Origin of the sequence: Lacrimispora xylanolytica (genome assembly GCF_026723765.1) — a bacterium.
GTDB lineage: Bacteria > Bacillota > Clostridia > Lachnospirales > Lachnospiraceae > Lacrimispora > Lacrimispora xylanolytica.
The window spans coordinates 2,373,422-2,389,335 of record NZ_CP113524.1; the positions used below are offsets into that span (position 1 = coordinate 2,373,422).

General features: G+C 41.7%; 15 protein-coding genes. 1 reads left to right on the forward strand and 14 read right to left on the reverse strand.

Features of this window, described 5'->3' with window-relative positions; translation table 11 throughout:
- Window positions 1-11: 11 nt before the first annotated feature.
- The 5 genes from OW255_RS11220 to OW255_RS11240 are packed head-to-tail and all read right to left on the reverse strand — an operon-like array spanning window position 12 to window position 5,565.
- Window positions 12-1,949, reverse strand: a complete 1,938-nt coding sequence (locus OW255_RS11220) for a YgiQ family radical SAM protein (RefSeq protein WP_268114147.1) — start codon at window positions 1,947-1,949, stop codon at window positions 12-14.
- A complete protein-coding gene (locus tag OW255_RS11225) occupies window positions 1,946-2,611 on the reverse strand; it encodes an HAD family hydrolase (RefSeq protein WP_268116600.1) in 666 nt (221 codons plus the stop codon). The genes OW255_RS11220 and OW255_RS11225 overlap by 4 nt, the downstream gene beginning before the upstream one ends.
- Window positions 2,601-3,347, reverse strand: a complete 747-nt coding sequence (locus OW255_RS11230; protein ID WP_268114148.1) for a pseudouridine synthase — start codon at window positions 3,345-3,347, stop codon at window positions 2,601-2,603. Before OW255_RS11230 ends, OW255_RS11225 begins: the two co-directional genes overlap by 11 nt.
- Window positions 3,347-4,702, reverse strand: coding sequence for an RsmF rRNA methyltransferase first C-terminal domain-containing protein (locus OW255_RS11235; protein ID WP_268116601.1), 1,356 nt, complete (start codon window positions 4,700-4,702; stop codon window positions 3,347-3,349). The genes OW255_RS11230 and OW255_RS11235 overlap by 1 nt, the downstream gene beginning before the upstream one ends.
- 53 nt (window positions 4,703-4,755) lie before the next feature.
- Window positions 4,756-5,565, reverse strand: a complete 810-nt coding sequence (locus tag OW255_RS11240) for a M23 family metallopeptidase (RefSeq protein WP_035317596.1) — start codon at window positions 5,563-5,565, stop codon at window positions 4,756-4,758.
- Between the two features lie 51 nt (window positions 5,566-5,616).
- Here OW255_RS11240 and OW255_RS11245 point away from each other — a divergent pair, with 51 nt between their 5' ends.
- A complete protein-coding gene (locus OW255_RS11245; RefSeq protein ID WP_268114149.1) occupies window positions 5,617-6,543 on the forward strand; it encodes a nucleoside recognition protein in 927 nt (308 codons plus the stop codon).
- Here the strand turns inward: OW255_RS11245 and OW255_RS11250 are convergent.
- The 9 genes from OW255_RS11250 to OW255_RS11290 form a co-directional block, all read right to left on the reverse strand.
- A complete protein-coding gene (locus tag OW255_RS11250) occupies window positions 6,500-7,081 on the reverse strand; it encodes a vacuolar family H+-ATPase subunit H (protein ID WP_051629703.1) in 582 nt (193 codons plus the stop codon). The two genes, OW255_RS11245 and OW255_RS11250, sit on opposite strands and share 44 nt — an antisense overlap.
- A 21-nt stretch (window positions 7,082-7,102) precedes the next feature.
- Window positions 7,103-7,591, reverse strand: a complete 489-nt coding sequence (gene coaD, locus OW255_RS11255) for a pantetheine-phosphate adenylyltransferase (RefSeq protein ID WP_268114150.1) — start codon at window positions 7,589-7,591, stop codon at window positions 7,103-7,105.
- Between the two features lie 19 nt (window positions 7,592-7,610).
- Complete coding sequence (rsmD, locus tag OW255_RS11260) at window positions 7,611-8,165, reverse strand: 16S rRNA (guanine(966)-N(2))-methyltransferase RsmD (RefSeq protein ID WP_268114151.1); 555 nt, start codon at window positions 8,163-8,165, stop codon at window positions 7,611-7,613.
- A 194-nt stretch (window positions 8,166-8,359) separates the two neighbouring features.
- Window positions 8,360-8,563: an alpha/beta-type small acid-soluble spore protein gene (locus OW255_RS11265; protein ID WP_024835829.1), complete on the reverse strand. Its 204-nt coding sequence runs from the start codon at window positions 8,561-8,563 to the stop codon at window positions 8,360-8,362.
- 162 nt (window positions 8,564-8,725) lie between these two features.
- A complete protein-coding gene (udk, locus tag OW255_RS11270) occupies window positions 8,726-9,343 on the reverse strand; it encodes a uridine kinase (protein ID WP_268114152.1) in 618 nt (205 codons plus the stop codon).
- A 41-nt stretch (window positions 9,344-9,384) separates the two neighbouring features.
- A complete protein-coding gene (locus OW255_RS11275; RefSeq protein ID WP_268114153.1) occupies window positions 9,385-11,235 on the reverse strand; it encodes a leucine-rich repeat domain-containing protein in 1,851 nt (616 codons plus the stop codon).
- A 144-nt stretch (window positions 11,236-11,379) separates the two neighbouring features.
- Window positions 11,380-12,075 (reverse strand): DUF975 family protein, encoded by a 696-nt coding sequence (locus tag OW255_RS11280; RefSeq protein ID WP_268114154.1) that lies wholly within the window; start codon window positions 12,073-12,075, stop codon window positions 11,380-11,382.
- Between the two features lie 33 nt (window positions 12,076-12,108).
- A complete protein-coding gene (gene recG / locus OW255_RS11285) occupies window positions 12,109-14,160 on the reverse strand; it encodes an ATP-dependent DNA helicase RecG (RefSeq protein WP_268114155.1) in 2,052 nt (683 codons plus the stop codon).
- A gap of 80 nt (window positions 14,161-14,240) precedes the next feature.
- Window positions 14,241-15,911 carry a DAK2 domain-containing protein gene (locus OW255_RS11290; RefSeq protein WP_268114156.1) on the reverse strand — a complete coding sequence of 557 codons (1,671 nt, stop codon included), beginning with the start codon at window positions 15,909-15,911 and terminating at the stop codon, window positions 14,241-14,243.
- Window positions 15,912-15,914: the final 3 nt, after the last annotated feature.

The window sequence follows — 15,914 nt, forward strand, 5'->3', positions numbered from 1 at the left end:
TTCTATTCCTATTATTTGACAGCTTTTTTATGAACGTTACGTATGGTCTTTTTCTTGCGGTTCTTTTGTCCTTCCTGGGACGAAGCTTCCGCTTTTCTCATATTACCATTATATTTCCCGTTTTTCCCATCCATATTACTTTTAGGACCACCTGTTTTAGGGCGAATGAGGCATTTTTTATCAAAACCGATGAGATCGGTTCTTCCTGCCTGCTTTAACGCTTCTACCACCAGGTCGTAGTTCTTAGGGTTGCGGTACTGTATGAGAGCTCTCTGCATGGCTTTTTCGTGAGGATTGGTCGGCACGTAGACCTTTTCCATGGTACGGGGATCATGCCCGGTATAATACATACACGTAGAAATGGTGGAAGGAGTTGGATAAAAGTCCTGCACCTGCTCCGGCATATATCCCAGATCTCTTAAATATTCTGCCAGCTCTATGGCCTCATGAAGACCAGAGCCTGGATGAGAAGACATGAGATAGGGAACCAGAAACTGTTTCTTGCCTATTCTCACATTCATCTCGTTATACTCTTTTACGAACTGACGGTATACCTGATTTTGGGGCTTGCCCATCTTGGAAAGCACTTTATCTGCTACGTGCTCCGGTGCGACCTTTAACTGACCGCTGACATGGTGCTCACAAAGCTCCTTTAAGAACTTTTTGCCCGGATCTGCCAGAACATAATCAAATCGGATCCCTGAACGGATAAATACCTTTTTCACCTTAGGCAGATTCCTTAGTTTCCTTAAAAGCTCGATATAATCTGAGTGGTCTGCTCTTAAATTCTTACAAGGTTCCGGAAACAGGCACTGACGGTTGGAACAGGCTCCCTTTGTGGTCTGCTTTTCGCAGGCTGGATACCTGAAATCTGCGGTAGGGCCGCCAACATCGTGAATATAACCTTTAAAATCCGGTTCCTCTGTCAGTTTTTTTGCCTCATCAATGAGGGAATTATGGCTTCTTGCCTGAATGATCCTTCCCTGATGAAAGGTAAGAGCACAGAAACTGCAGGCTCCAAAGCAGCCCCTATTATTAATAAGGCTGAATTTTACCTCCCTGACTGCCGGAATTCCTCCCTGTTCCTCGTAGGAGGGATGGTAGTTGCGCATATAGGGAAGGTCATACGTGAAATCCATCTCTTCCTCAGACAATGGCTTTGACGGAGGATTCTGAACCACAAATAAATTATCCTTATACGGCTCTACCAGGCGTTTTCCGAGAAATGGATCGGTATTGGAATACTGAACATAATAGCTTTTTGCATATTCCAGCTTATCAGCCTTCATGCTGTCATAGGATGGGAGTAATTTATAATCATAAACGGATTCCAGGCTGCTTGCCTTATAAACCGTTCCTTCAATAAATGTAATATCTTTAATATCAATTCCGCTGTTTAAGGCATCTGCAATCTCTACAATTGATTTTTCGCCCATTCCATAGGAAATCAAATCTGCCTGGGAATCAATTAAAATGGAGTGTTTTAACCGGTCAGACCAGTAATCATAATGAGCAAACCGACGCAAGCTGGCTTCAATGCCTCCGATGATAACAGGAGTATTCTTATAGACGGAACGGATTAAATTGCAGTAAACTGTGGTTGCATAATCCGGCCGCTTCCCCATGACTCCGCCAGGGGTATAGGCATCCTGCTGTCTCCGTTTCTTTGAAACAGAGTAATGATTTACCATAGAGTCCATATTTCCGCCGGAAACTAAAAATCCAAGTCTTGGCTCCCCGAGGACCTGAATGCTCTTTTTATCCTTCCAGTCTGGCTGTGCGATAATTCCAACTTTATATCCATGGGCCTCCAAAAGACGGCTGATAATGGCATGTCCAAAAGAAGGGTGGTCTACATAGGCATCTCCGACGACGTAAACAAAATCGCATTGTTTCCAGCCTCTGATATTCATATCAGTCCTGCTGATAGGAAGATAATCGTGTATCATTCGTTTGCTCCATTTCTATTAAATATCTGATGATAGTCATGTATAAAATAATCTGCCAGTCTTCTCTTTTCTTCTTCCATATCCTTGGAAAAATCATCGTCTACTGCACAAACTGTCATGCCGGCTCTCTTTCCTGCAAGAATGCCCGCAGGGACGTCTTCAAAGACGAGACAGTGAGCAGGGTCTACAGAAAGCTCACTGGCCACTTTTAAGTAAATATCCGGAGCAGGCTTTCCAGCCGCCACCTCACAGGAGGTCGCCACTACCTGAAAATATTGCCCGATATGAAGGGATTCAAGCACTGCCTCTACCATTTGCCGGCCATTGCTGGTAGCGATACCCGCTTTTAGCCCATTTTCTGCTATATATTTTAGCAGTTTATCTGCACCGGGCTTTAAGGGCACTTCATTTCTATACTTTTCAATGGACATTCCTACCCAGATACCCTTGATCTCATCGAGAGACTCTTCCAGCTTAAACCTCTCCTTAAAGTAAAAGGCAGTTTCTGAAAAACTCATACCTTCTATATCCTTTTGGAGATCGTCTGGGCATTCAATCCCTCTGTCTCCTAAAAAATCTATATCAATAGACTTCCACATCCACATGGAATCCACCAGGGTTCCATCCAGATCAAAAATCACAGCTTTTTTCTCATTTAACATGGTCTGTTCTCTTTTCCTTTCCATGACGCTTCAGTTCTTCTAATTCCTCATTGGTCAGAGGACGGTAATCTCCTGGTTTCAATGTTTCATCCAGTGTAAGGCTTCCCATGGATAGCCTTTTTAAGTATACCACAGGAGTGCCAAATGTTTCAAACATACGTTTTACCTGATGGAATTTTCCTTCTCGTATAGTAAGGAGTATTTCAGATATCTCTCCTTCTTTCAAAATCTCAAGCCTGGCCGGAAGAGTAGGCGTTCCATCGGAAAGCAGAATTCCTTCCTCCATCTGCTTTGCCGCATCAGAAGGCAGCACTCCCTCTATCTTAGCATAGTAAACCTTGTCCACATGTTTTTTTGGAGAAAGAAGCTGGTGGGCCAGATCTCCGTCGTTAGTAATCAGAAGGAGTCCTTCGGTATCTATATCAAGTCTTCCCACAGGAAATAAGTCATCCCTCATTCGGTCTCCGATAAGACCGATCACGGTCTCATATCGCTTATCCTCCGTTGCAGAAACAACTCCCTGCGGTTTATTCAGCATATAGTATTCAAAGGCCGCATAGGCAATTCTATGACCGTCTACCGCCACCTTAGTCAGCTCCGGGTCTATTTTTCGTTCTGTCTTTTTCTCCGGGGTGCCGTCTACCGTGATCCTGCCTTTTTTTGCCATTTCCTTAATCTGGCTCCTGGTTCCGATTCCCATTTCACCTAAATATTTATCTAATCTGATTTCTTTCATTACTGCCACCGCCATCCAGGATAGTATTTGTTTTTCAGTGTGTTTCCGCTCCCCTTGGCAAAACCTAATGGATGCCCATCCACACAAATGAGACACCAGCCTTTTTTTTGCCCTTCCTCTTCCGTTAAGAAAATAGTCTCTCCCTTTAAATAGCGGATTACCCTTTCATCCGATTTGTTCCAGGAGATTGTCTGTTTAAATTCCCCCTGCTTTAAAGCCATAGCCAGAGGCTGAGCTGGCTCAAATCTTCCTTTTTTCAATTCTCCTAGCAGTAAGCCAGTTCGCAGATAACGAAGCTTTTTCCCCTGTTTCGGGAAACACTCCGGCAAATAATAGACACAGTCTTCTTTCATATAGATTCTTCTGGTGTCAAATTGTCTTGAAATCAGGGAAAGAAATTCTTTCAATTCCTCGGGAAGCGGTTTTTCCTTCTCTGTCTCTTTACTAATAATATCTTCTCTTTCATGACTTTGTTTTTTTCTTAACAATGCCATAAAATGACCTTCTCCCTTTACCTTGTGCGGAAAAAGTCTAAGGCAGCCGGAAAGACCGATTCCATCCGATGCTCCCTCAAACAGGGGAAGAGGCAAAAGTTCCATTTCCTCATATTCTTCTAACATCCAACGGATAATATCCTCATCCTCACATGGGGAAAAGGTACAGGTGGAGTAAAGCATCAGCCCGCCGGGAACCAGCATGTCCACAGCCTGAGCTACGATTTCTTTTTGAATGACAGCATAATACTCCGGTCCATGCTCCTCATAGCTTTTGACCATGTCCGCATCCTTTCGGAACATCCCTTCGCCAGAACATGGTGCATCAATTAAAATCTTATTGAAAAATGGTCCAAAGGTATCTTTTAGCTTTCCTGGCTCCTCACTGGTAACACAGATGTTTTCAATGCCCCAAAGCTCTAAGTTCTTAAGAAGTGCTTTTGCTCTTGAGTTACTGATATCATTGGATACCAGCATCCCTTTTCCTTGCAGCCTGGCTCCAAGCTCGGTGCTTTTTCCTCCAGGGGCTGCACAAAGATCAAGAACCCTATCCCCCGGTGCCACAGGAAGAAGGTCCGCCGGAGTCATGGCACTTGGCTCCTGCAAATAATAGAGGCCAGCATAATAATAGGGATCCTTAGCCGGACGTTCGTCCCCATTGTAGTAAAAACCATTCCTGATCCATGGAACTGGTTTTAGGCTTAAATCCGTTATATTTATAAACTCCTCTGGAGAAATTTTAAGAGTATTAACCCTCAGGCCATACAGCCTTTCCTCTTCAAAACTTCTTACGTAAGCCTCGAATTCTTCTTCTCCAAGTAAGTCTTTCATTCTGTTTAAAAAATCTTTTGAAATTTTCATTTCTTTCACGCGTTTTGCTCCTGTTTCCTGTCTATGTAAGCAATCTTAATATACTAATAGGAATATTTCAACCGGTATTTTTCCAGATATTTAAGAGCCCAGTATGGATTGACGCTCATCTCCTCATTATGGTCTGTTTTTAAATAAATTCCCACATGAAGATGAACATCAAAATTCCCTGTCGTCCCCTCAATCTCACTATATCCTGTGTCTCCCATAAATCCTAACAGTTCTCCCGCCTTCACAGGATCCCCTGCTTTCCATTCTTTGCTGTATCCATACAGATGGGCATAATATATATACGCCCCTCCTGGCGCCCGGATTCCAATCCGCCAGCCGCCCTTATTGAGCCAGCCTACCTTTTCCACCACGCCATCACTCATACTTACCACCGGATAGTAACCCCTGGGCTTCTTATTTCCCATAATGTCACACCCTTCGTGTCCTCTGTCACCGCCATAGGTCCTTGGCTGCATCCAACCATTTTCAAAGGTTATTTCAGGAGCATCCCCTTTTGTATTCAGTGGTACCGGAAAAAACTTAAGATCCCCCAGCAAAGTGACATAAGCATTTTTAAGCTTTCGGTACTCCTGAGGCTTTATTTTCCGCAGCTGGTTTCCATGGTTGTCCTTGTCCTTCACCTTTGTCAGGTCATACTGATGCTCTACCATAAGAGAGGTCAGCACATCGTAATCAATGGTATCCCAGTCAGCAACCATATTTCCAAGCTTTAAGCTCCTGAAATCCTCGCTTTCCCAAGTATATGCATTTAGCTGATAAAAGGTTGGATTGTTATATAAATAATCGATCATGGTCACATGGAATACGGACAGGATCAGAATCAAAAAAAGAATCACCATCATATCGGTCACGCCCCCTCATATAAATATATAAAACAATTTATTCAGGTGCACATGAAAAAATCCTTTTTCCGTCTGCTTTCCGTAGCGGCCCTGCTTTTTCTCTTATTCCGGCCGGCCATTGCTTACGAAGGAGCAAAAAATGGGCTTATTTTGTGGGGCTCAGTGGTGGTACCCACACTTTTGCCTTTTATGATCTGTTCTAATGTAATTGTGACCTTAAATGCAATTCATATCCTGATATTTCCGGTAAAAAAACTTTTGCACCGGTTTTTCTGCCTGTCTGATGCCGGAAGCTATGCCCTGGTATCCGGACTCCTGTGCGGTTATCCCATGGGAGCAAGGACCTGCAGCGACTTTATGGACAGCGGCCGTATTTCAAATAAGGAAGGGAAATACCTTCTTGCCATCTGCAATCACCCAAGCCCCATGTTTTTACTTGGCTATGCCGCTTCCGCTCTGCCCGCCCAGGTTCCGGTTTCACTACTACTTCTTTCCATTTACCTTCCCATATTCCCGGTCTCACTGGCTGCAAAGGCACTTTACCAGGTGACAGAACCAGAACGCTCCCAGCCTGTAAGCAAAAAGGCCCAGCGTTCTTTTGATGACAGTCTGATGGATTCCTGCGAGGTCATGGTAAAAATAGGCGGCTACATCATGCTGTTTTCCATTTTAGCTCTTTACATAACAAAGTTTCCCATGGATGCACCAAAGTACAAGGCAGTGATGCTTGGCCTTGTGGAAATCACCACGGGAATCAAAGCCATTTCAGAAGCATTTCCCGGCGCCTTATGCGGATTATGGATTGCAGCCGCTTCTGCTTTCGGGGGATTTTCCGGTATCTTTCAGACAAAGAGTGTCATAAAAAATGCCGGATTATCCATCCGGCACTATGTAGCATGGAAGGCTTTTCACAGCCTCCTAACCATTATCCTGTTTATTCTGCTGTCCCGGGTTCCGGCACTTGTTCCGTTCCCATAACAGCTCCGGTCAGTTCCTGACGGTTTGAGGAAACGATATCATAGCTTGACTGCATGGATGTCATAAAGGCATCAAAACGGCCTTGTGCACCTTCCATGGAGTGGCTGATAATCGTCTGCAGGCTTTTAAGCATATCATCGGTATACTGGACAGAGCTCTGTCTGATTCCGTTTGCATCTGCCACTGCCTTCTCTACGATCTGCTGTCCCTGCAGGCTGGCCTGTTCAATTATTTCATTGGCCTGGGCGTAGGCTTTCTGCATAATTTCGTGTTCATTGACCAGTTCATTGGTCTGAGCATTGGCCTGGGCCAATATGGAATCCGCCTGCTGGCGTGCTTCGTTCATAATTGCATCCCGGTTGCTGATGATTTTTTGATACTGCTTGATCTCATCCGGAATACGAAGACGAAGTTCCACTAAAAGCTCCTCCAGCTCGTCCCGGTTCACCACGATCTTACTGTTAGACAGGGGCTGATACTTGCAGCTATCAATATATTCTTCAATTTCACCAATTAACTGCTCAATTCTACTCATCATAAATTCGAACACTCCTTACTTTTATTTCATTCTATCTTCCATTTTCTTCATTACACGTTTCGCTACTTCTTCCGGCACAAACGCGTTTATCTCTCCGCCAAAAGCGGCAATCTCCTTCACAATGCTGGAACTCAAGTAAGAATATTTAAGATTCGTCGTCAAAAACACAGTATCCACTTCCGGTGCTATGACACGGTTGGTCTGTGCAATCTGCAATTCATATTCAAAATCTGTTACAGCGCGAAGCCCGCGGACAACCGCATCCGCCTGATTGGCTCGTACAAAATCAACTAAAAGTCCTCCAAACGCTGTTACTTCCACGTTCTTTAAATCCCTGGTTAGACTCTTTAACATATTAACACGTTCTTCTACAGAAAACAACGGCGTTTTTGAATTATTATTTAAAACTCCTATAATTAAATGATCGGACATTCTGGCTGAACGTTCTATGATGTCCAGATGTCCAAAGGTTACCGGATCAAAGCTTCCCGGATACACTGCTTTTCTCATAAGCTTCTCTTTTCCCCTATTACTTTTTCTCTATAAAAATATGCTTGTTGGTTTTATAAGTTTTATCCTTTACCATCTGATATCCCATGTCTTCCAGATAATCAAACGAAGTCTCCAAAGATGCCTCTGTAATAATGACGGTATGCTCATCTATCATCGCTGAATTTACTAGTGCTTCCAAAACCCTTTTTTCCCATTCCATGTTATAAGGGGGATCCATGAAAACGTAGTCAAAAACATATCCCTTTCCTTCCATTCTGGAGATGCCTGTTAAAACATCACAGTTCATGACAATTGCATCGTCTTCCAGTTTAGTTGTTTTCAAATTTTCCCGGATACACTCCGCTGCTTTTGGGTTTTGCTCTATCATAACTGCAAATCTTGCTCCGCGGCTTAATGCTTCAATTCCAATGGCACCGCTTCCAGAAAATAAATCCAGAAAACAACAATCAGCCATATCTGTATTTATCATATTAAAAAGAGTTTCTTTGATTCTGTCTGTGGTAGGTCTGGTATCCTGACCTTCTATTGTTTTTAATAAAAGCCTTCTGGCTTTTCCTGCAATCACTCTCATTACGATTCCTCACTTTATTTATCCAAACTATTATAGTATGAAACTTAAAAGTATACAACAAGATTTTGTCCCGAGATTCTTAAATTTATCAGTTACTCTGTCTTAATTATTTACAAAGAAAAGGAGCCGCAGCCCCTGTAAATAAAATCTTATTTACCAGGCTGCGGCTCCACTTTTCTTTTTTCTTTTACAGATTATTTACCTGCAAGCTGTCTCTCATAGGATTCGATCATTTTCTTAACCATATAGCCGCCTACAGAACCATTCTGTGCGGAAGTTAAGTTACCGTTGTATCCATTTGTTAACGGAACACCTAATTCGTTAGCTACTTCCATTTTGAAACGATCCATTGCTTCTCTTGCCTCTGGTACATTTGTAGTGTTAGATTTTCCTGACATAATAAAATGCCTCCTTTTCATCTATTTCACCATGTGTTCGTTTGTTTTTTTTACATGGTGTGTTTTGTGCTACACTCCTATTATGGCTGAAACAGAATGAAATACACTAGAAAATTTTAGGAAATTTTTTAACCCTCATAAACATTCTTACGCAATGGATTTTTATGATTCAGATGACAGCATTTTTTCAATGTTTGTGCGCATAAGCTGAAATGCCACTTCATTCATCCCGCTGTTAATAATCACGTCAGCAAGCGGCTTTGTGGGCTCAACATAAAGATAATGCATGGGCTTTACCGTTGTAAGATACTGCTCTACAACTCCTTCGATATCTCTGCCCCGGTCTTTGACATCCCGGATTACACGGCGTAGAATACGCTCATCTGCATCTGCCTCTACAAATATTTTAATATCAAACATATTTCTTAATCGCTCATCCGCAAAGACTAAAATTCCTTCTACTAAAATAACTTTTTTGGGCTCCACTCTTACGACTTCATCGGAGCGGTTATGCATGGAATAATCATAGACCGGACACTCCACAGCTTCTCCTGCCCGCAGCATGGTTAACTGATTCAGTAAAAGCTCTGTTTCAAATGCCTCCGGATGATCATAATTCATCTTTTTTCTTTCCTCAAAGGGAACTCCATCTTGCTTTTTATAATAATTATCATGATAAAGGACTGCTATGTTGTCACAAAATGCCTCCTTTAACCGATTCGTAAAGGTTGACTTTCCTGAACCGGTTCCTCCGGCAATACCTATTAATACACTTTTCATCTTCCGCACTCCTTTAAACTCTTTTGGATCGTATTCATTTTTTATCTTACTATGGTAACGTTATCACTTAATACCCGGTCATTCCCAATGGGATTATCTGTACATACGACCTTTTTTAATTGATTTAAATTTTGTAATGGTTTTAAATCAGATACATAATTTCCACTGATGTTAAGTTCTTCCAGCAACGAAAGAGAAGAAGCAAATTCAATCCCTGTAAGAGTATTATCTGCCAAACTCAGTTTCTTAAGTCCTGGAAATTTCGTAAAAAAATCTTTGTGTTCGTCAAGAACTACCTTATCATAATCTACAGAATAGATTCCGTTACCGCCGGCTACTTTTACGTTCTTATATAACTTTACACCGTCCATTTCCAAAACCTTCAAAGTTTCTGTGGGCTGAATTTTATCAAAATTAAGTTCGCATTCTACTCCGTTTAAATAAAGTTCCTGTATCGATGGAACCTGGAATATATTAGAAATATCTTCATACGTCGACATTCCGCTTACATTGAGATATTCAAGAGACGGTATGGCTGATACAAAATTTAAATTTTGAAAACTACCGGATAACCATCCACAGGTCAGTTTTTTCAAATTTGTAAGGCTGGCAAAAACATCCGGATTATTCACCTTACAACGATCCAGATTCAGTTCTTCCAATGAAGTCATAGAACTTAAAAAGCCTACATCAGAGGCCCGAACCAAATTAAGCTTAGTGATTCCAGGAAAATGTGTCATATCTGGCTGCGGACTAGTGCTTGGTATTTCCAGAAAAAGTTCCTTAAGCCCAGAAAGTCCCTCGATTCCGCTCAAATCCTTTATCTCATCGCAATCTGCAATGGTCAGATTCGTCAGACCAGAATGATTTCTAAGTTCGTTAACATCTAAAATCTTAGCATCTTTTAATGAAAAGTTTTTTAAGTTTGTAATGCCTGATAAAAAGCTTAAATCCCGGATCATTTCTGATTCAAGGGAAAGCGTTTCAAGATTAGGAAGTACGGAAAGTACGGAAAAATCGTTGATACTGTCTCCGTTTGTAATCGTTAAGCTCTTTATGGACTTGGCTGTGACCAGCGATTTAATTTCATTTATATTTATACCATTGATAGTAAGACTTTCAAGATTTTTAAATTGATCCAACCCTTCCAGATTGTAAAGACCTGATACAAATTGGACCTCTTTTAAATTAGATACATCAGGATATATTTCTGCCAGTTTTAAGGGAGAATCCATATTACAGCTGATTCCTTCCAAAGTAAGACCCTTTAAAGATTCTTCACTTACATATCCGCCCATCTCCAGCTTTTTAAGACCAGTAAATCGTGGCACCAGATCATAATCAAATATTCCACTTCCTTTTGGATATGAAAGCCATGTAAGCTGCGCATTTGTATCTTCATAAGGATTATCAAGGCTGTATCCTATTTGAAGATCGTCTATTGTGTATGTAATGTTGAGCCATTTAATCTTAGACAGCTCTTCTTTTGTCAGCTCCTGGGCAGGACGGCCAAGTGCAGCCTCTGCCATCATCCCAAGAGGCCCTGATAAGGGTTTTACAGAGGTCTGACTGCTATCAACAGTAGCTTGAACTTCTCTTTCCCCTTTGTTTGCCCCAGATTTGAAAAAGGTACCTCTGACTACCACATTAATTATAAATAATACAAGTACCAACAACAATATCCTGGGTAGTATTCCAGCTCCTGAGTTTACTCTCTCTGCCTGGCCCAATGATCCTGCGTCCTTTTCATGAGAAAAGTGAACATTGTCATCGTGGTCTGATTCTATCGCATACGTTGTATTGCAATACTCGCAGACTGCTATATGAGGGTTTTTTTCATCAATTCTTAATGTACCATTACAGGACTTACATTTTAATTCTGTTATTTTCATCTCAAGCTCCCTAAATGCTGATTTCAAATATTTACCATACATATTCTAGCAGAATCAATGGTTATATTCAATTCTTTTTCCAGACTAATTTGTCACCAAAGAAAGGTTCAATTCCTGAAAGCAAGAACTGAACCTCTCATCATTCTATGTAAACGCAGTATATTCATAGTCTGCAGCTGCTTTGGGTTTTAAGGCATTATAATAATTAGCTTTGGTTACTGTTACATACGGATTAACATAAATAGATGCCAGGCCAAATGTAGCAAATAACAACAGGAACCACAAAATGAACGACAGTTCAAGAACAAAATATTCAAATTTATGACCGATCATCATTTCCTTACTCTCCCTGATACACTGCAGAATTCCTTTTTCCGGATTCTCTGCCAATATAAATACAGCCTGGGAGTAGCGGTAAGTTGCAATAATACCTGGTACAATAAACACAAAAAGCCACAATACGGTAAAAATAAACATCATTAGATATAAACCAAGGACTTTAAACAGATACCGAATTCCAATGAAAAGATCACTATAGGACATAGAAGAATCCCTGTTGGAAAATTTCAGACAAAGCAGCTGGTATCCAAAATCAAGAATTGAGGAAAACAAAAAATAAATGATAAAAAATCCAAGGCTGATAAGTACATACGATGATAATTGGGATAGATCTTCATATTCTCCCGTCTGAAATAATATCATTCCCCAATCATCGAGAGCCTTTTGAACACCAGATATGATGAACATGATAATACCATAGATAATAGTTACGCCATATGGGCTGATTGCCGCAACTCTCATGGCTTCCTTTGCTCCCATCTTTAACTCTCTTCTATCCATTACACTCCTCCTTTCTCACTATAAATAATTCTATTATAGATTCAGCTTATCATAGCTCTTAGCCAGATACTCTTCCAATCGAATCTTAAGTTCATGATGCTCTTCTTTATGAAGCTCTGGATCACCTTGAAATAGCAGCTTTACTTCCTCAGATACCGTTTTTAAGATATTGGCATCCGTAAAAATATCACCCAGCTTAAATTCCAGATCACCGCTTTGCCGAATACCAAAAATATCACCAGGTCCACGAAGCTTTAAATCTTCAGAAGCAATAAAAAAGCCATCATTTGATTTGTTTAGAATGTCAAGCCGCTCCTTTATTCCGTCCTGATCAGAACTATTCACCATGATACAATAGGACTGGTGTTTTCCACGGCCAACTCTACCTCTTAGCTGATGAAGCTGAGCCAGACCAAACCGTTCTGCATTTTCAATCATCATTACGGTAGCATTCGGTACATTAACTCCTACTTCAATTACAGTAGTGGATACTAAGACTTTTATCTCCCCGCTGGCAAATCTCTCCATAATCTTATTTTTTTCTTTTGGTTTCATCTTCCCATGGAGATATTCTACTGCAATGCCTGGAAGTTCTCCTTTAAGAACCTTTGTATAATCCACTACATTTTCGGCATCTATCATCTCACTCTCTTCCACCATAGGGCAGATGACATAGGCCTGACGGCCAGCAGCAACTTCCTGGCGAATAAATTCATAGGCTTTCTTCCGATATCCTGTATCTACCACACAGTTTTTAATTGGAAGACGGTTTGCTGGCAATTCATCAATGACTGAAATATCCAGATCCCCATAAATAATAATGGCAAGGGTCCGTGGAATAGGAGTTGCACTCATGACCAGCACGTGAGGCTCTTCTCCTTTTTTTCCAAGCAGCTCTCTTTGCCCGACTCCAAACCGATGCTGTTCGTCCGTAATTACAAGGGCGAGCTTATCATATACCACCTTTTCCTGAATGAGAGCGTGGGTGCCTACAATGATATCGGCTTCGTGAGAAGCGATCTTTTCATAAGCAATCCTCTTTTCCTTTGCGGTCATAGATCCGGTAACAAGGATTGGTACCTTCTCGATTCCATGAGCCTCAAAAAGCTCTGTCATGGATTCAAAATGCTGTTTTGCCAATACCTCAGTTGGTACCATAAGAGCTCCCTGATATCCGTTATAAGCAGCTTGCAGAAGTGCCAGAATGGCTATAATGGTTTTACCGGATCCAACATCACCCTGTACCAGACGATTCATTACCTGGCCTCCGGAAATATCTTTATAAACTTCTTTCAGCACATTTTCCTGGGCCTTTGTCAGCGAATAAGGAAGGCGTTCCTTTATCTCTTCCACAGTAGGAGAAAGCTGGAAAGAAAACTTACTTTTTTTATCTTCTCTCTGCTCCTTTAGTCTCCTGACTGCCATTAAAAATAAAAAGAATTCATCAAATACCAGTCTTTTTCTGGCAAACAGCAGTTCTTTCCGGTCTTCCGGAAAATGTATATGTTCAATGGCAAAATTATATTCCGCCAGTTCATGCTTCTTTCTTAAATCGGCAGGCATATAATCCCGAACCATCATACGATTCTCCAAGGCCTGTTTTACAGCTCTGACCACCGTTTTATTGCTGAGTCCCTTGGTTTGTCCATAAATCGGCTGCATGGAGTGAACGACCTGCTCATAAGCCTCTGGAGTAAATACCTCCGGCTGCTCCATGGTAAGGCGGCCGCTTTTCTTTACGATTCTTCCACGGAAAATTGCCCTCATACCAGCCTTTAGAGTGGAATGTAGATAAGGCATATTATACCAGGTCAAGGCAAGGGTCCCCGTAGCATCCTTTAAAGTCGTTGTAATTACCTGAATATGACTGTAACGTTTTACATCCGGAGTTTTATAAAGCATTCCTGCCACAGTCATGACACGGTCCGGCTTTAAATCTCCAATCAATGACGGCTCCTCATAGGCATCGTAAGCTCTTGGATAATATTCCAGGAGATCTTCCACCGTTTCCACTCCCACTTTATGAAACAATTTTCCGGTTTTATCTCCAATTCCCTTTAAGGTATCAATGGGTTCACGGTTCATGGAACATACACCTCCAGGTTCATTTTAAATAGCAAAAATCCGGGCAGACGAAATCCCGTCTGCCCGGGAAATAATATACCTTATTCCACTGAAATCAGATAATAATAGATGGGCTGCCCACCCGCGTGAAGCTCTACTTCACAGGCAGAGAAAATCTCCTCTGCTTTCTCTTTTAAAACATTGGCATCGTCCTGGTTTACATCTTTTCCATAGTAAATAGTCACAAGCTCAGATTCTTCTTCTACCATTGACTTAAGGGAATGTAGCACAGTAGATTCTATGTCTTTTCCAACTGCCAGAATACCGTCATCACCCAAAGCCATGATATCGCCTTCCTGGATCTCTATGTCGTCAATCACAGTATTGCGCACTGCATAAGTAATCTGTCCGGTTTTTACTCTGGACATTTCTTCAATCATATTTCTTTCATTGTCTTCCGGAGAAAGATCTGCCGCAAAATTGATAATTGCAGTAATTCCCTGAGGAATGGTCTTTGACGGAATCACAACTACCTTTTTATCTTCTACCAGTCCCTTTGCCTGCTCAGCTGCCAGGATGATATTCTTATTGTTAGGAAGAATATAGACCGTATCGGCATTTACACGGTCAATGGCATTTAACATATCTTCGGTACTTGGATTCATGGTCTGGCCGCCTTCGATCAGATAATCGGCTCCAATACCACGGAAAATCTCATCAAGCCCTTCACCTGCAGAAACAGAAATAAATCCATAAGGCTTTCTTGGTTCCGCCTTTTTCTCTCTTTCTGCTTTTTGCTGCTCCGCCAGTTTTTCTGACTCTTTAATTAACTTCTCCTGATGCTCTTCTCTCATGTTATCAATCTTCATACGGGATAAAGAGCCGTAAGTAAGAGCCCGTTGAATGGCAAGCCCAGGATCATTGGTATGAACATGAACCTTTACCATATCATCATCAGAAACGACTACCAGAGAATCGCCAATAGATTCTAAATAGTCTTTGAATTGCAGTTCAGTCTTTTCGTCGTATGGTTTTTCCAGATTAACAATAAACTCGGTACAATAGCCGAATTTAATATCAATATCTCCCAGGTGAGCGGTTTCCGTTCTGGTCTGGAACAGCTGGCTGCTTCCTTCTACTGAAAGGTCAACCTCTTTCCCCATAAGGCAGTCAAAGGCTCCCTTTACCACCTGCATGAGGCCCTGTCCGCCGGAATCCACAACGCCTGCCTGCTTTAATACAGGGAGCATCTCAGGAGTCTGACTTAAAACGTAATCTCCGTGTTCAATCACCTTCTGGCAAAATTCGATTACATCTTCTGTCTCAGTCACCAGTTCTGCCGCTTTATCCGCCATACCCTTTGCTACGGTAAGAATGGTACCTTCCTTCGGCTTCATTACTGCTTTGTAAGCAGTCTCCGTAGCTCTTACAAAAGAGTTGGCTAAAACTGTTGTGGTCACCTGCTCTGTTCCGGATATCTCTTTTGTAAAGCCACGGAACAACTGGGATAAAATTACGCCTGAGTTTCCTCTGGCTCCTCTTAAAGAACCGGAAGAAATTGCTTTTGCCAAAGTTTCCATGGTTGGATTTTCAATGGCGGCAACTTCCTTGGCCGCTGACATAATTGTCATGGTCATATTCGTTCCGGTATCTCCATCCGGTACTGGAAACACATTTAATTCATTAATCCATTCTTTCTTGGCTTCCAGCCCTTTTGCACCTGCCAGAAATGCCTTCTGCAGCATTTTGGCGTCTATATACTTCATACCCACAGG